Origin of the sequence: Luteimonas salinisoli, from assembly GCF_013425525.1 — a bacterium.
Taxonomy (GTDB): Bacteria; Pseudomonadota; Gammaproteobacteria; order Xanthomonadales; family Xanthomonadaceae; genus Luteimonas; species Luteimonas salinisoli.
Genome location: NZ_JACCKA010000051.1, coordinates 1 through 19,880 on the forward strand (window position 1 = coordinate 1; position 19,880 = coordinate 19,880).

Below are 19,880 nucleotides of genomic sequence, written 5' to 3' on the forward strand. Positions count from 1 at the left end.
TTGCGGAGAGCTGCACATGGATGTGCAGCGGCCCTGAGTCCGGCCATGGATGGCCGGACCGAAGGGCGGAGCAACACCCCCGGCGCGGCTCCCGCTCCGCGTGGTCAACCGAAGGCGCTCTTCCAACGAACCAACTGCCAGACGCGGCTATTCATTGGCGCAGCACCGTGGCGACGGTGATGGATCCTCGCAACGGATGGGACTGCCTGGCGCGGCCGGACCGAAGGGCGGAGCAACACCCCCGGCGCGGCTCACGCCCCGCGCATTCAACCGAAGGTGCTTTTTCCAAGGAGCCATCTGCCAGAGGCGGCTATTTACTGGCGCAGCCCCGTGGCGACGGTGATGGATCCTCGCACTGGATGGGACTGCCTGGCGCGGGAGGAGTTCGCGACTCAGCGCGGGATCGTTGCCGGACCGCGGCGGTGAGGGGAAAGCGCGGTGAAGAGGGCGAGGTGGATCGGGAGCAGCAGTGCGATCCAGTGGGCATTGCGCTGCGGCAGCAGCGGAAGCCATTGCAGGAACAACGCCAGGATCGCGCCCAGCGTCACCGCCACGAGAGTCCATCCGAACAACTTCCCGGCCGGTCGCCCCCGCAGCATCCTCCAACCGCCCGGCAGCAGCAGGATCGACAGCGGGTTGAGCAGCAGCAGATTGTGGTTGCTCCAGCCGAAACGGTGCGCGGTGCAGCACCAGATGAACAGCATCGTCAGCCCGGCCAGCCCGGTCAGGCTCCAGAACGGCAGCGCCGCCAGCGCCAGCCGGCGCGGCGCGCGCGCGCCAGCCCAGGCCGTCGCGCCCGCCGCCAGCAGGCCCCCGAGCAGCCAGGGCCACCACGGCCGCGCCGCCTCCGCCGGCTCCGGCGCCAGCCGGTGCGGCACCAGCTCCGCCTCCGCGACGACCAGCGGACGCCCCCCGGCGTTGCGCACCTCGCGCAGCGCATCGGCCAGGCGCATCGGCACGAACGCGTCCTCCCACAACGAGTGCGGACGGTCGGCGGCCGGGCCCAGGCCGAGATCGAAGCCCAGCCACATCCACGACGCCGGCGAAGCCAGCCGCACCGCGTCGCTGCGGTACGTGTTGCCGCGCGAGCGCCCCTGCAACTGCCGCCGCAGCGCACCGTCGAGCGCGGCGTCGAGCGCGTCGCGCACCCGCGTCGAACAGTTGTCGGTGAAATAGTCGTAGCGGTAGCGCGCGTTCTCCGGCAGCGCGTTGACGGCCAACGCGTCGGCGAGAGAGATGGCGCGGGCGTCGTCCAGGTCCAGCCACTGGATCGACACGCCGCGCCCGACTTCCCGGTAGTAGGCCAGATCCTCGGCCAACGGCAGCACCGCCAGACGGTAGCGCATCTCCCCGCGCACGAAGTTGCCGAGGAAGTCCGGCTCGTCCAGATCGAAGAAGCCGAAGTTGTAGGACAGCGGCTCGCCGCGCGCCGGGTCGTCGATCACGATCGCGTTGTGGCCGAAACGCTCGAAGAAGATCTCTCCCGGCAGCATCGTGATCACGCCCACGCGCGGCGCCGCCGCGGCGGGCAGGCAGCACAGCAGCGCCACGATCAAGGCGAGCGACAGGAACGTCGCCGGCCGCGTGGACGCACCGCCGCGTCGCCCGCGGGCGCCCTGCAGCGAAGACGCGCCCATCGGGCTCAGGCGTCCTGCAGGTCGGTGTGCACGCTCACATGCAGCGCATGCAGGCGGCGCGAATCCGCGCGCGCCACGCGGAAGCCGAAGCGGCCGAGGGTGAGCTCCTCGCCGGCCTCCGGCAGGTGCCCGATCGCCGCGGTGACCAGGCCGCCGATGGTGTCGTACTCGTCGTCGTCGAAATCGGCGCCGAAGCGTTCGTTGAAATCCTCGATCGGGGTCAACGCGTTCACCAGGTACTGGCCGTCGGCCTGCGCCGCGATCAGCGCGCTGTTGTCCTCGGCCTCGTCGTACTCGTCGTCGATCTCGCCGACGATCTCCTCCAGCACGTCCTCGATGGTGATCAGCCCGGCCACGCCGCCATACTCGTCGATCACGATCGCCATGTGATTGCGCGACTGGCGGAACTCGCGCAGCAGCACGTCCAGGCGCTTGGACTCGGGAATCAGCACCGCCGGCCGCAGCAGCTCGCGCAGGCGCACCTGGCCGCTGCGCGGCACCACCCCGCGCAGCAGGTCCTTGGCGAGCAGGATGCCGAGGATCTCGTCCTTGTCCTCGCCGTGCACCGGGAAGCGCGAATGCCCCGACTCGACCACCTGCTGCATCACCTCGACGAACGGCGCGTCGATCGGCAGCGCCACCATCTGCGAACGCGGAATCATCGCGTCGCCGACGGTCATGCCGGACACCGCCAACGCACCTTCCATCGTGCGCAGGGTGTCGGCCTCGATCAGGCCGCCGGCCTGAGCGTCGCGGAGGATCTCGACCAGGTCGTCGCGGGTGGTCGGTTCGCCGGAGATCGCCGAACTGATGCGGTCGAGCCAGCTGCGGCGTTTTTCGGGAGGTTCCTGGGAGGAGGGACGACTGTCGTCTTCGGGCATTGCGGTTGCGGGGGCACCCTGGGGCGGGCGACGGCCGAAGTCTAGCGCGGAAACCCGCCCCGCTGTCCAGCAGCCGGATCTGGAGGCCCCGAGGGCGGGGCGCCGCGTGGCCCGAGGGTCGGGCAGCCGGCACCCCACAGCCATTCCAGCGGCCCTCGGCGGAAACCGCAGCCACAGGTGGGCGACCGCCATCAGCAGCAGGCAGATCGCCGGTATTGCGAGGAGTACGTGAGCGCAGGGCGGGCCAGGGTGCGCCGCGCGGCGCCGCGTCGGGGGATTCCGACCGTCGATGGCGGATCTTTCCGACGGCGTTTTCGGCGTTTCGCGATGGCCGCGGCGACTCCGTCGATGCATGCTGGATTCGCGCGCGACATTCGCGCACTACGCTGCATCGCCGCTCAAGGAGGAGCACCATGGCAACACCACGATCCATGCGTTTTTCGGGCCGGCTGGCTGCCGCCGCCTGCGGCGCGATCCTGCTGGCCTCGACGCTGCAGATCGCTGCCGCCGCCGCGAAACCGGCCTACGCCGGTCCCTACGTCGATGCCTCCGCCTACATCCATGGCGAAGACCAGATCAACGCCTGGTACGGCATGACCTGGCAGCTGAAGCGGGACTTCGACGACATCTGCGGCGACACGTTCTGCGAGGGCGAGTACACCAACACCGAGGCCCTGCGCTTCAGTTGCTCCGTGCACCGGACGAGCGGGCGGATCGGCATGTGCCTGTGGGTGTTCGCCGCCAGCGACGAGCGCATCGAGCCCTCCACCGGCAAGGTGGTGGCGCAGACGCAGGCCTGGCACTGCCGTACGCCACTGGCCCCCGGTACCACGCTGGAGGAACTGCTGGCCGCCGTGCAGGGGCGGTCGCCGCTGTACGCGCCGCTGCCGGGCGGGCGGGGCTCGATCTTCGACGGCCTGGTCGACTGCCTGTGAGCTTTCCGTGGGGCGGGTCCGGCCGCGGCGGACGGCGTCGCGGCCGGACCGGGCTCAGGCGTCCAGGTAGGGGTCGGCGATGCCGAGCCCGGCGAGGATCTCGCGCTCGAGCTGCTCCATGCATTCCGCCTCGCGCGGGTCCTCGTGATTCCACCCGAGCAGGTGCAGGGTGCCGTGCACGGTGAGGTGGGCATAGTGCGCCGCCGGCTGCTTGCCCTGCTGGCGCGCCTCGCGGGCCACCACCGGGGCGCAGATCACCAGGTCTCCCAGCAGCGGCAGGTGCACCCCTTCGGGCAGGCCCTCCGGCACGTCGGCCGGGAAGCTGAGGACGTTGGTGGCGTAGTCGCGTCCGCGGTAGTGGCGGTTGAGCGCGCGGCCTTCCCGGGTCCCGACCACGCGGATCGCCAGGTCCGCCTCGCGGATGCGTCCTGCGAGCGCGGCGGCCACCCACCTGCGAAAGCTCGGCGCCGCCGGGATGCCCTTGCGCGGGACCGCGTAGCCGACGGCGACATCGAGGCGGGAAGGACCCTTGGTCATGGGGGAGATTGTAGATCGGCGCGGGGGAGGGCGTCCGTGGCGCCCGGCGCAGCGCCCGACGTCGCCTCGTTTGCACCGCCGCCGCGCGACCGCCCGCGTTCAGGCGGGGCCGGTCTGCGCGTCCTGCGCGTCGCGCTCCTCGTAGGCGCTGACGATCCGCGCCACCAGCGCGTGCCGCACCACGTCGCGGGGTTCGAAGAAGGTGAAGCTCACCCCCTCGACCTCGCGCAGCACCTCGATCGCGTCGCGCAGCCCGGACTTGACGTTGCGCGGCAGGTCGATCTGGGTCATGTCGCCGGTGACCACCGCGGTGCTGCCGAAACCGAGCCGGGTCAGGAACATCTTCATCTGCTCGATGGTGGTGTTCTGCGCCTCGTCGAGGATCACGAAGGCGTCGTTGAGCGTGCGCCCGCGCATGTAGGCCAGCGGGGCGATCTCGATCACGCTCTTCTCCAGCAGCTTGATCACTTTCTCCACGCCGAGCATCTCGTACAGCGCGTCGTACAGCGGACGCAGGTAGGGATCCACCTTCTGGCTGAGGTCGCCGGGCAGGAAGCCGAGCTTCTCGCCGGCCTCCACCGCCGGGCGCACCAGCACCAGCCGCTGCACCTTGGATTCGTTCAGCGCTTCCACGGCCATCGCCACCGCCAGGAAGGTCTTGCCGGTACCGGCGGGGCCGACGCCGAAATTGATGTCGTGGGTGGCGATGGCGTGCAGGTACTTGGCCTGGTTGGCGCCGCGGCCACGCACGGTGCCGCGTTTCACCTTCACCGCCACTTCCTGGGGCTCGAACTCCTCCGCCACCCGCTCGATGCTGGCGCGGCTCAGCCGCACGTTGATCGCGTGGGTGTCGAGGGTCTCGGTGGCGGCCTCCTCGTACAGCGCGCGCAGCAGTTTCGCGGTCTGTTCCACGGCATCGTCGCTGCGGCCGCTGACGCGGAACACGTTGCCGCGGTTGGCGATCTCCACGCCCAGGCGCAGCTCGATCTGGCGCAGGTGGCTGTCGAACGGGCCCGAGAGGTTGGCCAGGCGCTCGGTATCGGCGGGTTCCAGGGCGAATTCGGACACGGCAGCGGCGGACATGGCGGGGGGACGGGCGAGGGGCGCCAGAGGTTAACACCCCGCCGGCTCGGCCCTTGCGAACGCCTGCCGGCCGGTGGAGTCGTGGCGCAACGGCCCTCCGCGGTTCGCGCCGCCGGGCCCCGGCACTGCGACGGTCGCTCCCGCGACGCGGCCCCTCACGCCGGAACCGGGGCCGCATCCTCCCGGGAAGGGCGGCCGTTGCCGCCGGTGCAATCCGGCCCGACCGCGGGGGCGGACGCGGGCGCGCTCAGCGGTGCGGCGCCGTACCAGTGCAGCCGTTCGGCGAATGCTGCGGTCGGCCCGAGGACCAGCAACGCCGGCGACCGCACTTCGTGGCCTGCGGCCTGTTCGACCAGTTCGGACAGAGTGCCGCAGATCACGCGCTGCTGGGGCAGGCCGCCGTTTTCCACCAGCGCGAACGGCGTCGCCGGCGACAGGCCATGGGCCACCAGGTTGCGGAGTAGTCCGGGGAGTTCGCGCGTGCCCATGTACACGGCGAGGGTCTGGCGGCCCACCGCCATCGCCTTCCAGTCCGCCGCGTCGAAGGCGGTGCGGCAATGGGCGGTGACCAGGCGCACCGATTGCGCGTGGTCGCGGTGGGTCAGGGGGATCCCGGCATGCGCGGCGCAGGCCAGCGCCGCGGTGATGCCGGGCACCACCCGGTAGGGCACGCCGTGCGCACGCAGGAACTCCAGTTCCTCGCCGCCGCGGCCGAACACGAACGGGTCGCCGCCCTTCAGACGCACGACGTGCGCGCCTGCGCGGGAGTGTTCGAGCATCAGCGCGTTGGTGCGGTCCTGCGGCACGTGCGCGCCGCCGCCCTGCTTGCCGACGTCGATGAAGCTGGCGTCGCGCCGCGCCACCTCGAGGATCGCGCGCGGACAGAGGCGGTCGAACAGGATCACGTCGGCGCTGCCCAGGGCGCGCAGCGCGTCGAGGGTCAGCAGGCCGGGGCGTCCCGGGCCGGCGCCGACCAGGGTCACGCGGCCCCGCGGCGCGGCCGCGCGCGCCGAACCCAGCGCGGCGTCGACCGCGGCCGCCGCCTCGGCGTCGCGCGCCTGTTCGAGCAGGCGCGGCACCTCGCCGTCCAGCAGCGTGTCGTAGAAGTCGCGCCGGGCCGGCATGTCCGGAAAGCGTGCGCGGATGCGCGGCCGGATCGCCTGCAGCAGCCGCGCCAGCGCGCCGAGCGACGGCTCCAGCAGCACCTCCAGCCGCGCGCGTACGCGCCGCGCCAGCATCGGTGCGGCGCCGCCCGAGGAGATCGCCACCACCAGCGGCGCGCGGTCGACGATCGCCGGCACCTGGAAGCTCGACAGCGCAGCGTCGTCGACCACGTTGACGAACAGGTTCGCGGCCTCGGCGGCCGCGGCGACGGTGCGGTTGACCGCGGCATCGTCGGTCGCCGCCACCACCAGCCGCTGGCCCAGCAGCCAGTCGGTGCGGAACGCGCCATGCAGGTGCCGGACCCGCCCCTCGTCGCGCCACCGGCACAGCGCCGGGGTGAGCGCCGGTGCGCCGACCGATAGGCAGGCGCCACTGGCCAGCAGCAGCCGGGCCTTGCGCTCGGCCACCGCGCCCCCGCCGACCAGCAGCACCGGCCGGCGGGCGAGATCGGCGAACATCGGGAACAGGCGCGGGCCCGTTTCGTCGGCCTGCGACAGCGGCGGCCGAGTAGCGCTCATGCGGATTCGGCCCCGGCCAGCGACGGGGATTCAGCCTCCGCGGCCGCGGGCGCCGCCCAGCGCAGCCACTGCCGGCGCAGCACGAACACCACCAGCCATGCGGCGGCCGAGATGCCGCCGAACAGGGCGAACCCCACCGAGTAGCCCCCGAACGCCTCCCGCGCCGTGCCCAGCGCCATCGGCAGGTAGAAGCCGCCGATCCCGCCGGCGGCGCCGATCACGCCCGACATCAGCCCGGTGGTTCCGGCCCAGCGCAGCGACACCAGCTGGAAGGTGGCGCCGTTGCCGATCCCGAACAGCAGGTACAGCGCCAGCAACAGGCCGATCCCCAGCTGCAAGCCCGGCTCCAGTGCGGCGAACAGCAGGTCGCAGCCGGCGATCAGCGCCAGCACCACCAGCAGCGCGCGCACGCCCGAGACCCGGTCGGCCAGCCAGCCGCCGACCGGGCGCACCAGCGCGCCGGTGAGCGCCAGCATGCCCATCCATACGCCGGCCTCGACCTGGGAAATGCCATACAGGTCGATCAGCAGCGGGCTCACGTACGACGACATGCCGACGAAGCCGCCGAAGGTGACCGCGTACACCAGCATCACCGCCCAGGTGTCCCGACGCGCGAACACGGCCCGACAACGCGCCGGGAGCACCGCGACCATCAGCAGCGAACCGACCACCGGCAGCAGCAGCATCCCGCTCCGGCCGCCCAGGCCCAGCAGATCCGCGTCGATCGCCAGCACCAGCAGCATCAGCGCGACCAGGCTGAACCCGAACGCCGCCGCGGCGCGCAGCGCGCTGCCCGATTTCGGCGCGTGGTCGCGCCCCCACAGCAGCAGTGCCGCCGCGGCGATGGCGAGCAGCGGCAGGGACGCCGCCATCGAGCGCTGCCAGCCGACGTATTCGGCCACGCGCGGCAGCAGGAACCCATCCATCACCGCGCCGATGTTGCCGGCCGCGGCCAGGCCCAGCACCAGCCCCTGGACGTTGGGCGGAAACCCGCTGCCGGCCATCGGCATGGCCACGGCGAAACTGGCGCCGCCCATCCCCAGCAGCACGCCGAGCACCAGCAGCAGGCTCAGCGAGGGCGTTCCCGGCATCAGCAGCAGCACCGCCGGCGGGATCGACGAGAGCAGGATGCCGACCAGCGCCAGGCTGCGGCCATCGACCGCCTGGTACAGGTTGCCGAAGGTGACCCGCAGCAGCGCCGCGGCGAGGATCGGCACCGCGGTGAGGAACGCGGTCTGCGACGGCATCAGGCCCAGGTCGAGGGTGATCGACTGCGCCAGCGGGCCGTACATCACCCACACCGTGAAGCCGGTATCGAAGTACAGGAAGCAGGCCAGCAGCGACTTCCAGTCGCCGCTGCGCAGCTGGCGGCGCAGGGTGTTCATGGGCGTGTCTCCGGGGTGGGTGCCTGTGGGCGCCGGGAGCGCGCGGCGGCGGGGGGCGGCGCGCACAGGGCGGCGACGAGATCGAGCTGGCGCCGCAGCGATGCGGGTGCCGCGGCGTTCCCGGCCAGCACCTCGCGCGTCCAGTGGGCGGTGGAAGGCGCATCGATGGCGGGTAGCGGGGCGCCGGGGTCCGCGGGGTCGCGGCCGGCTTCGGCCACCAGCGCAGCGTCCCCGTCGGCGAACCGCTCGATCGCCACCTGGCGGCGCGGGTCCGCCGCCGCCTCGCCCTCGCAGCCGCGCGCGAGCAGCACGCCCGGCGATGTCGGGACGGCGTGGCGAAGGAACAGTTCCGCCATGGCGTCCCGATACGGGGGGTGGGTGTAGTTGATCAGGCGCAGGGCCGGTGCCTGGAAGGGATCGAGCAGCTTGACCACGGTGTGCGCGCTGTTGCGCAGCCCCATGCGCCGGCGCAGTTCCAGCAGCCGCGCCAGCGGCGGGGAGAGCACCCCGATCGGCACGAACGCCAGCCGCTGGCCGGGCCAGGATCCACCGGCGTCGCGGCCTTCGGCGAGCACCCGCGCCGCCTGCGCGATCGACGTGCAGGGGTGGACGCCGAGCGCGGCCAGCACCGAGGCGGTCGCGACCCGGCCGTAGCCGTCTTCGGGCTCGCCGTGCACCAGCACCGGGATGTCGCGGGCGGCCAGCGACAGCGCCAGCAGCGGCACCAGGTTCGGCAGCCGGCGCGCGCCGTTGTAGCTGGCGATCACCACCGGCGTGGCCGCGGCGCCTGGCGGAGGCAGCGGATCCAGCCCGGCCTGTGCGGCCTCGAGCATGCCGGCCAGTTCCCCGGCATCCTCGCCCTTGATGCGGTAGGCGATCAGCAGGGCGCCGAAATGCAGATCCTCGATGCGCCCGTCCAGCATCGCTGCGAACAGCTCGCGCGCCTGCACCCGTGGCAGCGCACGCGCGCTGCGCGCACCGCGACCGAGCTCGCGCACCAGCGCGGCGACGTCGAATCCAGCGGCCGGCGCGTTCATGCCGCGCACTCGCGCTCGCGGACCAGGCGCCGCAGCTCCGGCACGCAGGAGCCGCAGGCGGTGCCGCAGCGCAGCTCCGCCTGCAGCCCGGCGAGCGCCTCGTCGGCGGCGAGCGGATGCGCCTGCAGCCAGTCCCCGATGGCCTGCTCGCCCACGCCGATGCAGGTGCACACGGTGCGCCCGCGCGGCCTGTGCGCCTTCGGCGGGGAGCGCGAGGGCAGCAACAGCAGGCGTCCCAGCGCACCGACCGGGACGCCGCCCTCGAGATATTCCAGCAGCCAACCGTACGCCGACACGTCGCCCGCCAGCGACAATGCGGCGAGGCGGCCGTCCTCGATCCGCAGCCGCCGGGTGGAGGCGCGGCGCGGATCGTTGTAGCTCAGCGCGCCACGGTCGATGCCGAACAGCGCCTCGATTTCGCGCACCCGGGTGCCGTCGACGGGCGCGTGCGCGGCCACGCGCCAGGCCAGCCCGCTGCGCTCTCGGCCGAACGGCACGCAGCTGGCGTAGGCGTAGTCGGCGAACGTCGCGCTCAGCCGCCGCTGCAGCGCCAGCCAGTCGGGGTCGCGCGGATAGCCGGCGACCACCCACTGCCACGGCAGTTCGGCGCGCAGCAGCTTGACCGCGGTGTGCTTGAGCTCGGGCTGCCGCGACGCCGGGTCGAGCGCGGGACTGGTCAGCGCGTTGATCCCGAGCGCGGCGGCGTGGCTGCCGCGGCCGCCGACCCATTCCTCGCCCCAATGCATCGCGGCGAACACGCTGCCCGGGCGCAGCCCTGGATCGCGGCGCACGCGCATCACCTGGCTGGCGCGGCGCGAGGTCGCGTAGACGAAATCGCCGTCGCCCACGCCGATGCGCGCAGCGTCGGCGGGGTGGAGATCGAGGGTCGGCTCCGGGGCGTGGCCGAACAACTGCGGGACCGTGCCGGTGCGGCTCATGCCGTGCCATTGGTCGCGCAGGCGGCCGCCGGTCAGGGCGAACGGATAATGGCGGTCCACCGGTTCGGCGGGTGCGCGCGGCGCCGACGCCACGAACCGCGCGCGCCCGTCCGCGGTGGCGAAGCGGCCATCCGCGTAGAGCCTGGCAAGACCTTCGCGCGCACCCTGGGGCAGCGGCCACTGCTGCGGGCCCTCGGCTTCCAGCATCGCGTAGGACAGGCCGGTGATGTCGAGATCGCGGCCGCGGGTGCTTTCCCGGTGCTCGTTCCAGACCTGTTCGGCAGACGCGTAGGGGAACAGGCTGGGCCGGCCCGGGCGCAGGCGCGCCTCGAGCCGCACCGCCACGTCGCGGGCGATGCGCCAGTCCTCGCGCGAGTCCGCATATCCGGGCACCGCGGCGCGGACCCGCGAGATGCGGCGCTCGGAATTGGTCACCGTGCCGTCCTTCTCGCCCCAGCCGCTGGCCGGGAGCAGCACGTCGGCGTAAGGCGCGGTGGCGGTGCCGATGTAGGCGTCCTGGACCACCACGAACTCGGCCCGCTCCAGGGCCCGGCGCACCATGCGCTGGTCGGGCAGGGACTGGGCGGGATTGGTGCAGGCGATCCACAGCGCGCGGATCTCGCCGGCGGCGGCGGCCTCGAACATCTCGACCGCGGTCCTGCCCGGTCGCGCGGGCACCGACGGCAGGCCCCACAGCGCAGCGACCTCGGCGCGGTCGCGTTCGCTGGCCAGGTCGCGGTGGGCGCTGAGCAGGTTGGCCATGCCGCCCACCTCGCGTCCGCCCATGGCGTTGGGCTGTCCGGTCAGCGAGAACGGCCCGGCGCCGGGCCTGCCGATCTGGGCGGTGGCCAGGTGCAGATGGATCAGCGCGGCGTTCTTGTCGGTCCCGGAGCTCGACTGGTTCAGGCCCTGGCAGTACAGCGACAGCGTCGGGCCCTGCGCGAACCAGCGTGCGGCGGCGGCGATGTCGTCGCCGGGCAGTCCGCATTCGGCGGCGGCGCGGTCGACCGGCCATTGCGTCGCCAGCGCCTCGAGCTCGGCGAAGCCGCTCGTGTGGGCGGCGACATAGTCGCGCGCGACCAGGTCCTCGGCGAGCATCACCGCGAGCATGCCGAGGAACAGCGCCACATCGCTGCCCGGCGCCAGCGGCAGGTGCAGGTCGGCCCCCTCGGCGGTGTCGGTGCGGCGCGGATCGGCGACCACCAGGCGCATGCGCGGATTGCGCCGGCGCGCCTCCTCCAGCCGCCGGTACAGCACCGGATGGGCGAACGCCGGGTTGGCGCCGGCCACGAACACGGTGCCGGCGTGGTCGAGGTCGTCGTAGCAGCACGGCGGCGCGTCGGCGCCCAGCGTCCGCTTGTAGCCGGCGACCGCCGAGCTCATGCACAGCCGCGAGTTGGTGTCGATGTTGTTGGTGCCGACCAGGCCCTTGGCGAGCTTGTTGAAGACGTAGTAGTCCTCGGTCAGCAGCTGTCCGGACACGTAGATGCCCAGCGCGTCCGGACCGTGCGCGCGGACGATCCCTTCCAGCCGCCCCGCCACCAGGTCGAGGGCCGCGTCCCAGCCGCAGGGCTGCCGCGGCCGGTCGCGCGCGGTACGCACTTCCGGGGTCGCGGCGCGCGCCTGGGCGTAGACCTCGGGTGCCGCGCTCAGGTGCAGGGTCGCGCCCTTCGAACACAGCCGTCCAAAGTTGGCCGGATGCGTTTCGTCCCCGCGCACGCCGAGGATGGCGTCGCGGCCGTCCGTACCGGGCCCGCTTTCGATCACCACGCCGCAGCCGATGCCGCAGTAGCAGCAGGTGGAGCGCGTTTCGCGCCGTTGCGTGCGGGGAGCGGGTACGGCCTCGGGCAGCATGCTCAGGCGCAGCCGGCGCGCGCAAGCGGCGCCGCGGCGGCCAGCAGCTCGTCGCGGCGCAGGTAGATGCGCCCGTCCAGCTCGCGTACCTGCAGGGTGCGGGTGCAGCCCACGTCCGGCGCCGCCGCCTGGCCGTCCTCCAGGCCGATGTCCCAGCCGTGCAGTGGGCAGGTCACGCTGCGCCCGTGCACGATTCCCTGCGACAGCGGGCCGCCGCGGTGCGGGCAGCGGTCCACCACCGCGAACACGTGGTCGTCGCCGGAGCGGAACAGGGCGATGTCCTCGCCGCCGTCGGGGCGCACGACGCGGGCGCCGAGCCGCGGGATCTCGTCGCGGCCGCAGACGGCCAGCCAGCCGTCATCCGGCATCGGTCACCTCCTCGAGCGCGATCGGGATCGGCTGGAACTGGCGCCGGTCCACGCGCGCCGCCTCCGGCTGGTGCCAGGGATCGGGGGCATCGCGCAGTGCGTCCTGGAGCCGCGCATGCAGGGCGCGGCGGCCGTCCGCATCCTCGACCACGCGGCGCTTGCAGTAGTCCAGGCCGACGCGGGCGACGAAGTGGACGGTGCGCTCGAGGTAGTGGCCCTCCTCGCGGTACAGCTGCAGGAACGCGCCGGCGTGCTCGAGCACCTCCTCGTGCGTGGCCACCTTGCAGAAGAACTGCGCGACCTCGGTGCGGATGCCGCCGTTGCCGGCGACGTGGATCTCCCAGCCAGATTCCACCCCGATCACGCCGACGTCCTTGATGCCCGACTCGGCGCAGTTGCGCGGGCAGCCCGAGACGGCCAGCTTGACCTTGTGCGGCGCGTACATCCGCCACAGCGCCCGTTCGAGCTCCACGCCCATGCGGGTCGAGTCCTGGGTGCCGAACCGGCACCACTCCGAGCCCACGCAGGTCTTCACCGTGCGCAGGGCCTTGGCGTAGGCGTGGCCCGAGGGCATGTCCAGGTCGCGCCAGACCGCCTCCAGGTCTTCCTTCTTCACTCCGAGCAGGTCGATGCGCTGGCCGCCGGTCACCTTCACCGCGGGGATCCGGTATCGGTCGACCACGTCGGCGATGCGGCGCAGTTCCGCCGCGCTGGTGGTCCCGCCCCACATCCGCGGCACCACCGAGTAGGTGCGGTCCTTCTGGATGTTGGCGTGCGCGCGCTCGTTGATGAAGCGCGACTGCGGCTCGTCCCGGGCCTCGTGCGGCCAGGTGCTGGTGAGGTAGTAGTTGAGCGCCGGGCGGCAGCCGGCGCAGCCGTCGGGCGTCTTCCAGCCGAGGAACGCCATGGCCTGGCTGATCTCGACCAGGTGCTCGTCGCGGATCGCCGCGCGCACCGCCTCGTGGCCGTGCTCGGTGCACGGGCACAGCGGCTTCGTCGCCGGCGGGGCGGCATGGTCGCCGCCGAGGGTGGCGGCGAGGATCTGCTCGACCAGGCCGGTGCACGAGCCGCACGAGCTCGACGCCTTGGTATGCCGGCGCACCTGCTCGAGGGTGGACAACCCCTCGCGCCGGACCGCAGAAACGATCGCGCCCTTGCACACGCCGTTGCAGCCGCAGACCTCGGCGTCGTCGGCCATCGCCGCCGCCCGGCCGGCGCCGCCCTGGCCGGCGTCGTCGAGGCTGGCCTCGCCGAACATCAGCAGGTCGCGGATGGCGGAGACGTCGCGGTTCTCGCGCAGCAGCTGGAAGTACCAGGCGCTGTCGGCGGTGTCGCCGTACAGGCAGGCGCCCACCAGCCTGTCGCCCCTGAGCACCAGCTTCTTGTAGACCCCGCCCTGGGGATCCGACAGGATGATCTCGTCGGTACCGTCGCCGCCGTTGAAGTCCCCGGCCGAGAACAGGTCGATGCCGGTGACCTTGAGCCTGGTCGAGACGGCCGAGCCGGCGTAGCGGCCGATGCCGTAGCGGGCGAGGTGGTTGGCGCAGACCCTGGCCTGCTCGAACAGCGGCGCAACCAGCCCGTAGGCGATGCCGCGGTGGCTGGCGCATTCGCCGATCGCGTACACCCGCGGGTCGTAGGTCATCATGGTGTCGTCGACCACGACGCCGCGGTCGCAGTGCAGCCCGGCGCTCTCGGCCAGCGCGGTGTTGGGGCGGATGCCGATGGCCATCACCACCAGCTCGGCGGGGATCTCGGTGCCGTCGTCGAAACGCACCGCCGCGACCCGGCCGGCGGCGTCGCCGAGCAGTGCGTCGGTCTTGCGCGACATCTCGAAGCCGATGCCGCGCCGTTCCAGCGAGGCCTTCAGCAGGCCGGCCGCGGTCGCGTCGAGCTGGCGCTCCATCAGCGTGTCGAGCAGGTGCACCACGGTCACGTCCATGCCGCGGCGCTTGAGCCCGTTGGCGGCTTCCAGGCCCAGCAGGCCGCCGCCGATGACCACGGCGTGGCGGTGTGCGGCGGTGGCCCGGATCATCGCCTCGGTGTCGGCGATGTCGCGATAGCCCAGTACGCCGTCGAGGTCGCGGCCGGGGATGGGCAGGAGGAAGGGATTGGAGCCGGTGGCCAGCAGCAGGCGGTCGTAGCCGACCCGGGTGCCGTCTGCGGCGATCACCTCGCGTCTGGCGCGGTCGATGCGGACGACCTCGCGGCCGGCGTGCAGGGTGATGCCGTTGTCTCGGTACCACGACCAGTCGTTGAGAACGATCTCCTCGAGCGTCTGTTCGCCGGCCAGGACCGGCGAGAGCAGGATGCGGTTGTAGTTGGGATGGGGCTCGGCGCCGAACACGGTGATGTCGTAGAGATCCGGCGCGAGCACCAGCAGTTCCTCCAGGGTGCGAACCCCGGCCATGCCGTTGCCGACCACCACCAGCGAGGGCTTCTTCATCGGCCGACCCATCCGCGGAGGGCTGGCGGCGGCGGGACGGATGGCCCTCGAGATTCCGCCGTCGCTGCCCCGCGGCGCCTGCATCGGGTGCGTGCGTTCGAGGGCATGGGGGCCTCCATTGATTGCGGACTCGTCAACTGCCCACGCAAGCGGCGTGCCAAGTGCGGCTTATGTAAGTTGTTGTTTTAACTGCGAAAGTATCAAATGAAACCGGTTCTGCGCATCGGTATGGTGCGGCGCAGCACCATCGTGGTGCGACGCAGCACCGCAAGGTTGGGGGGTGGCCCGGGCTGCCTCGACGGCAGCGCGGTTGCAAAGTAATTAAATGATGAATTAAATTTACGCCCCATGGACTCCACTCCGAAAAAGCCCGCACGCCGCGCGCGCCACGGGGCCGCGCGCCGCGCTCCCGGGCGCCCCGCCGGCGAGGCGCCGGACCTGCGCGAGCGGCTGCTCGATGCCGCGCTCGCCTGCTACGTCCGGCGCGGGATCGCGGGGACGTCGGCGCGCGACATCGCCGCCGAAGCCGACGTCACCCCGGCCTTGCTGCACTACTACTTCGGCGATGCCGCGCGCCTGCGCGAGGCGGTGATCGAGCAGCGCCTGCTGCCCGTCTTCGCGGGCGTGCGGGCGCGGGTGGCGGAGGCGGCCGGGGAGGACCTGGCCACCCTGGTCGCCGGCTTCGTCGACGCCGTCTGTCGCGGGGTCGAGGCGCATCCCTGGTTCCCGGCCCTGTGGGTCCGCGAGGTGGTCAGCGAGGGCGGCGCGTTGCGGGACCTGCTGGTCACCCGAGTCGCGCCGGAGATGGCGCACCTGCTGGCCGCGCGCTTCGCACAGGCGCAGGCCGCGGGCCGGCTCAATGCGGATCTGGACCCGCGCCTGCTGATGGTCTCGCTGGTGGGCCTGACCCTGTTTCCCGCCGCCGGGGCACCGATCTGGCGGCAGCTGTTCGATGCCGACGATCTCGGCATGGACGACGTGCGCAGGCATGCGCTGGCGCTGCTGGACCGCGGACTGGAGCTCGGAAATGGCGAATGAATCGATGCGCCGGGCGGCGGCGCTGGGGATGTGCGTGCTGGCGGCGCTCGCCGGCTGTCGCGACGACGCGCCGCGCGCTCTCGGCACGCTCGAATACGACCGCATCACCCTGCCGGCGCCGGCAGCCGAACGCATCGTCTCGATCGAGGTGCGCGAAGGCCAGCGGGTGGAGGCCGGAGAAGCCCTGCTCACCCTGGAACGCAGCCGCGGCGACGCCCGCCTGCAGGCCGGCCTGGCCGAGGCGGAACGCCAGCGAGACGCTCTGGCCGAACTGCGCGCCGGAGCGCGCCGCGAGGACGTCGACCAGGCGCGCGCCAATCTCGACGCCGCGCGGGCGCAGGCCCGCGATGCGCGCGCCTACCATGCCCGCCTGCAGCCGCTGGCCCGCCGGCAACTGGTCGCCGCGGCCGATCTCGATCGCGCCCGCGCCGCCGCCGGCCTGGCCGACGCCCAGGTCGCCGCCGCCGCCGCCGAGCTCGAGGAACTGCGCAACGGCGTCCGCCCGGAGCGGATCGCGCAGGCGGAAGCGGCGCTGCGCGCGGCCGAGGCGCAGGCGCGGGTGGAGCAATTGACCTCGGAGCGACTGGCCGTGGTGGCGCCGCGCGCCGGGCGCGTGGACAGCCTGCCGTACCGGCTGGGCGACGAGGCGCCGGCCGGTGCGCCGCTGGCGGTGCTGCTGGTCGGCGATGCGCCGTACGCGCGGATCCACGTTCCCGAGCCGATCCGCGCCGGGGTGGCGGTCGGCGATGCCGCGCGCGTGTTCGTCGCCGACGCCGAGCGCGCCTATCCGGGCCGCGTGCGCATGATCCGCAGCGAGCCGGCGTTCACGCCGTACTACGCTCTCACCGGCGAGGACGCGGCGCGGCTGAGCTACCTCGCCGAGGTGCAGCTGGACGACGCGGCGGCGGAGCTGCCGGCGGGGCTGCCGGTGCGGGTGGAGTTCGATGACCGCGACTGACGCCCCCGAAGCGGAGGCCGGCGCGCAGCGCGCCGGTGCGATCGCCGCGGCGGATGCCCGGCCGCAGGACGACGTCGCGATCCGCGCCCGCGGGCTGACCCGGCGCTTCGGGGACCTGGTCGCCGTCGACGACGTCGACCTCACGGTGCCCACCGCGCACGTCTACGGATTTCTCGGCCCGAACGGCTCCGGCAAGTCGACCACCATCCGCATGCTCTGCGGGCTGCTCACGCCGAGCGCCGGCGAGATCGAGGTGCTCGGCCTGCGCGTGCCCGAACAGGCCGAGCGGTTGCGCCGGCGCATCGGCTACATGACCCAGCGGTTCTCGCTGTTCGACGACCTTTCCGTGCGCGAGAATCTCGAGTTCCTGGCGGCGGTGCAGGACATTCCCGGCCCTGCGGCACGGCGGCGCATCGATGCGCTGATCGGGCAGTACCGCTTCGACGACCGCCAGAAGCAGCTCGCCGGCACCCTGAGCGGCGGCCAGAAACAGCGCCTGGCCCTGGCCGGTGCGGTGATCCACGAGCCCGAACTGCTGTTCCTGGACGAGCCCACCAGCGCGGTCGATCCGGAGTCGCGGCGCGATTTCTGGGAGACCCTGTTCGACCTGGCGGATGCCGGCACCACCATCCTGGTCTCGACGCACTACATGGACGAGGCCGAGCGCTGCCACCGCATCGCCATCCTCGACCGCGGCGCGCTGGTCGCCGACGGCACGCCGGTGGAGCTGACCGCGCAACTGGAGGGGCGCAGCGTGGTGGTGACGGCGGAGCAGCCGCGGCGCGCGCAGCAGGCCCTGGTCGCGGTGTCCGGCGTGCTCAGCGTGGCGCAGATCGGCAACGACCTGCGGGTGCTCGCCGACGCCGACGGCGACCTCGCGCAGCGGATCGAGGACGCGCTCGCGCAAGCCGGGTTGCATGCCGGGGTCTCGGCCTCGCAGCCGAACCTCGAGGACGTGTTCGTCGCCGCCACCCGCGGCCGTGCGCGCCGCGCCGGGGCGTCCGGATGAATGCCCGGGGCGCGCCATGAACCTGCGGCGCATGTTCGCGATCGTGCTCAAGGAGCTGCGGCAGATGCGCCGCGACCGCATCACCCTGGCGATGATCGTCGGTATCCCGGTGATGCAGCTGGTGCTGTTCGGCTATGCGATCAATCTCAATCTGCGCGGCCTCGACGCCGGCATCGCCGACCAGGCCGCGACCTCGGCATCGCGCGCGGCGGTCATGGACATGGTCGCCACCGGGGTGATCGCGCCGTCGCTGGTGGCGCAGACGCCGCAGCAGCTGATGGACGCGCTGCGCCGCGGCGAGATCAGCGTCGGGGTCGTGATCCCGCCGGACTTCGAGCGGCGCCTGGACGAGGGACGCGAGGCGGTGCAGGTGCTGGTCGATGGCACCGACACGGTGGTGCAGAGCGCGGCGATCCAGCTGGCGCAACTGCCGCTCGGCGCCGCCCCCCCCGGTGCCCGGCCGCCGCCGGCCGCCGGCAGCGGCCGGATCAGCGTGGTGGCCTTCTACAACCCGGAGCGCCGCTCGGCGGTGAACATCGTGCCCGGGCTGATCGGCGTGATCCTGACCATGACCATGGTGCTGTTCACCGCGGTGGCGATCGTGCGCGAGCGCGAGCGCGGCAACATGGAGCTGCTGATCGCCACCCCGCTCAGCCGCTCGGAGCTGATGGTCGGCAAGGTGCTGCCGTATGCGGCGATCGGCCTGGTGCAGACTTCGGTGGTGCTGCTGCTCGGCCTGTGGCTGTTCCAGGTGCCGATCCGCGGCAGCGCGCTCGACGTCTATCTGGCGGCGGTGCTGCTGATCCTGGCCAACCTCACCCTCGGCCTGCTGATCAGCACCCGCGCGCAGTCGCAGTTCCAGGCGATGCAGATGACGTTCTTCGTCTTCCTGCCGTCGATCCTGCTGTCCGGCTTCATGTTTCCCTTCGCCGGCATGCCGCGGGTGGTGCAGTGGGCCGCCGAGCTGCTGCCGCTGACGCATTTCCTGCGCCTGATCCGCGGCGTGATGCTGCGCGGCGCCGGCCTTTGGGAACTGTGGCCGGAAGTGCTGGCGCTGGTGGTCTTCACCGCGCTGATGATGACCGCGGCGATCCTTCGCTTCCGCAAGAGGCTGGATTGACCGCCCCCGGCGGCGCGCCCATCGGTGCGACCGCCGTCGCCGGGGCAGGGATCATGCGGGTGCCGCGCCGGCGCGGGAAGTGAGGCGGGCGGGCGCCAGGCCCGGCAGCGTGGCGCGGAACAGCCATTCGCCCGGGCACGGGTCGGGATCGTGCGGCGGGGCCGGGTCGGCGATGGCGTCGAGACGCAGGCCGTGGCCGCGCATCGACGCCGGCAGCGCCGCCGGCGCGCAGCCCCAGAGGAACGGTTCGCCGCGCCGCCGCAGCCAGTGCCGCAGCCACGGCCGCTGCCCGCGGAAGCCCGGCGCGCCGCCGGCGCCGGTCTCCATCGCCGTGGCGATGACGGTGGCGGGCGTGGAAAGCGCAGCCGCCAGTCCGCCGAACAGCGCCTGCAGCGAGGGCGGCGGCAAGTACATCAGCAGGCCTTCGGCGACGACCACGCTGGGCGCATGGCGATCGAACCCCGCGGCGCCGGCGAGCAGTCCGGGCAGGGCCTGCGTTCGCAGATCGGCCTCGACCAGGCCGAGGCGCGAATGCTCCAGCCCGAGCCGCCGCAGCGCGCGGCGCTTGGCCCGCTGATGGACGGCGAGATCGATCTCGATCGCCCGCAGCCGCGGAACCGTCCGCACCAGTCCCGCCGCCAGCGCGTCGAACCCGGCGCCGAGCACGATCAGCTGGGATGCGCCGGCATCGGTCCGCGCCTGCACCCATGCGCGGATGCGGCGCTTGCGCCAGCGGTAGTGGGCGGCGATGCCGGGCAGCACCAGCGCCTGCGCGCAGCGCAGCAGCGCGCGGCCGCCGCGGCGATCGAGCAGGCGCAGCAGGCGCCGGCCGGCAGCCCCGGACTCCTCCAGGCAGGCACGGGCCAGCCGGGCCGACAGCTGCTGCCCGAGGCCGGCCGCGTCGGCGTCCAGCAGCGTGCCGGCCGCGACCGCCATCGCGGTCGAGATGCGTCGCGCGCGCTGCTCCATCGC

The 19,880-nt window shown here is 72.9% G+C and carries 16 protein-coding genes; 5 read left to right on the top strand and 11 right to left on the bottom strand.

Features of this window, described 5'->3' with window-relative positions:
• Positions 1-392: 392 nt before the first annotated feature.
• A complete protein-coding gene (locus tag H0E84_RS07670; protein ID WP_180678057.1) occupies positions 393-1,637 on the bottom strand; it encodes a lipoprotein N-acyltransferase Lnb domain-containing protein in 1,245 nt (414 codons plus the stop codon).
• Positions 1,638-1,642: 5 nt separating this feature from the next.
• Entirely contained in the window at positions 1,643-2,518 is an 876-nt protein-coding gene (locus tag H0E84_RS07675; RefSeq protein WP_180678058.1) for a CorC family transporter, read from the bottom strand.
• 413 nt (positions 2,519-2,931) lie between these two features.
• On the opposite strand from H0E84_RS07675, the gene H0E84_RS07680 reads away from it, so the two are divergent.
• On the top strand, positions 2,932-3,453 hold the full coding sequence (locus H0E84_RS07680; RefSeq protein WP_180678059.1) for a hypothetical protein: 522 nt from the start codon (positions 2,932-2,934) through the stop codon (positions 3,451-3,453).
• Between the two features lie 54 nt (positions 3,454-3,507).
• Here the strand turns inward: H0E84_RS07680 and ybeY are convergent, their stop codons facing one another.
• The 8 genes from ybeY to nirB all read right to left on the bottom strand — a co-directional run bounded on the left by ybeY (position 3,508) and on the right by nirB (position 14,783).
• On the bottom strand, positions 3,508-3,990 hold the full coding sequence (gene ybeY / locus H0E84_RS07685; protein WP_180678060.1) for an rRNA maturation RNase YbeY: 483 nt from the start codon (positions 3,988-3,990) through the stop codon (positions 3,508-3,510).
• A gap of 99 nt (positions 3,991-4,089) precedes the next feature.
• The gene (locus H0E84_RS07690; protein ID WP_425600471.1) at positions 4,090-5,058 is read right to left on the bottom strand and encodes a PhoH family protein; all 969 of its coding nucleotides are present in this window, start codon (positions 5,056-5,058) and stop codon (positions 4,090-4,092) included.
• 170 nt (positions 5,059-5,228) lie between these two features.
• Positions 5,229-6,755, bottom strand: a complete 1,527-nt coding sequence (gene cysG, locus H0E84_RS07695) for a siroheme synthase CysG (RefSeq protein WP_180678062.1) — start codon at positions 6,753-6,755, stop codon at positions 5,229-5,231.
• A complete protein-coding gene (locus H0E84_RS07700; RefSeq protein WP_180678063.1) occupies positions 6,752-8,140 on the bottom strand; it encodes an MFS transporter in 1,389 nt (462 codons plus the stop codon). The genes cysG and H0E84_RS07700 overlap by 4 nt, the downstream gene beginning before the upstream one ends.
• The gene (gene ybiB / locus H0E84_RS07705; RefSeq protein WP_180678064.1) at positions 8,137-9,177 is read right to left on the bottom strand and encodes a DNA-binding protein YbiB; all 1,041 of its coding nucleotides are present in this window, start codon (positions 9,175-9,177) and stop codon (positions 8,137-8,139) included. The genes H0E84_RS07700 and ybiB overlap by 4 nt, the downstream gene beginning before the upstream one ends.
• The gene (locus H0E84_RS07710; RefSeq protein WP_180678065.1) at positions 9,174-11,969 is read right to left on the bottom strand and encodes a nitrate reductase; all 2,796 of its coding nucleotides are present in this window, start codon (positions 11,967-11,969) and stop codon (positions 9,174-9,176) included. The genes ybiB and H0E84_RS07710 overlap by 4 nt, the downstream gene beginning before the upstream one ends.
• A gap of 2 nt (positions 11,970-11,971) precedes the next feature.
• Positions 11,972-12,337: a nitrite reductase small subunit NirD gene (nirD, locus tag H0E84_RS07715; RefSeq protein ID WP_180678066.1), complete on the bottom strand. Its 366-nt coding sequence runs from the start codon at positions 12,335-12,337 to the stop codon at positions 11,972-11,974.
• The gene (gene nirB / locus H0E84_RS07720; protein ID WP_180678067.1) at positions 12,327-14,783 is read right to left on the bottom strand and encodes a nitrite reductase large subunit NirB; all 2,457 of its coding nucleotides are present in this window, start codon (positions 14,781-14,783) and stop codon (positions 12,327-12,329) included. Before nirB ends, nirD begins: the two co-directional genes overlap by 11 nt.
• Before the next feature lie 348 nt (positions 14,784-15,131).
• Between nirB and H0E84_RS07725 the strand changes: the two genes are divergently transcribed.
• The 4 genes from H0E84_RS07725 to H0E84_RS07740 all read left to right on the top strand — a co-directional run bounded on the left by H0E84_RS07725 (position 15,132) and on the right by H0E84_RS07740 (position 18,908).
• Positions 15,132-15,821 carry a TetR/AcrR family transcriptional regulator gene (locus H0E84_RS07725; RefSeq protein ID WP_180678068.1) on the top strand — a complete coding sequence of 230 codons (690 nt, stop codon included), beginning with the start codon at positions 15,132-15,134 and terminating at the stop codon, positions 15,819-15,821.
• The gene (locus tag H0E84_RS07730; RefSeq protein ID WP_257644122.1) at positions 15,811-16,779 is read left to right on the top strand and encodes an HlyD family secretion protein; all 969 of its coding nucleotides are present in this window, start codon (positions 15,811-15,813) and stop codon (positions 16,777-16,779) included. The genes H0E84_RS07725 and H0E84_RS07730 overlap by 11 nt, the downstream gene beginning before the upstream one ends.
• Positions 16,780-16,858: 79 nt before the next feature.
• Complete coding sequence (locus H0E84_RS07735; RefSeq protein ID WP_180678133.1) at positions 16,859-17,788, top strand: ATP-binding cassette domain-containing protein; 930 nt, start codon at positions 16,859-16,861, stop codon at positions 17,786-17,788.
• A 16-nt stretch (positions 17,789-17,804) separates the two neighbouring features.
• Positions 17,805-18,908, top strand: a complete 1,104-nt coding sequence (locus tag H0E84_RS07740; protein ID WP_180678069.1) for an ABC transporter permease — start codon at positions 17,805-17,807, stop codon at positions 18,906-18,908.
• 51 nt (positions 18,909-18,959) lie between these two features.
• Here H0E84_RS07740 and H0E84_RS07745 read toward each other — a convergent pair whose 3' ends face one another.
• Complete coding sequence (locus H0E84_RS07745) at positions 18,960-19,877, bottom strand: class I SAM-dependent methyltransferase (RefSeq protein WP_180678070.1); 918 nt, start codon at positions 19,875-19,877, stop codon at positions 18,960-18,962.
• Positions 19,878-19,880 lie beyond the last annotated feature (3 nt).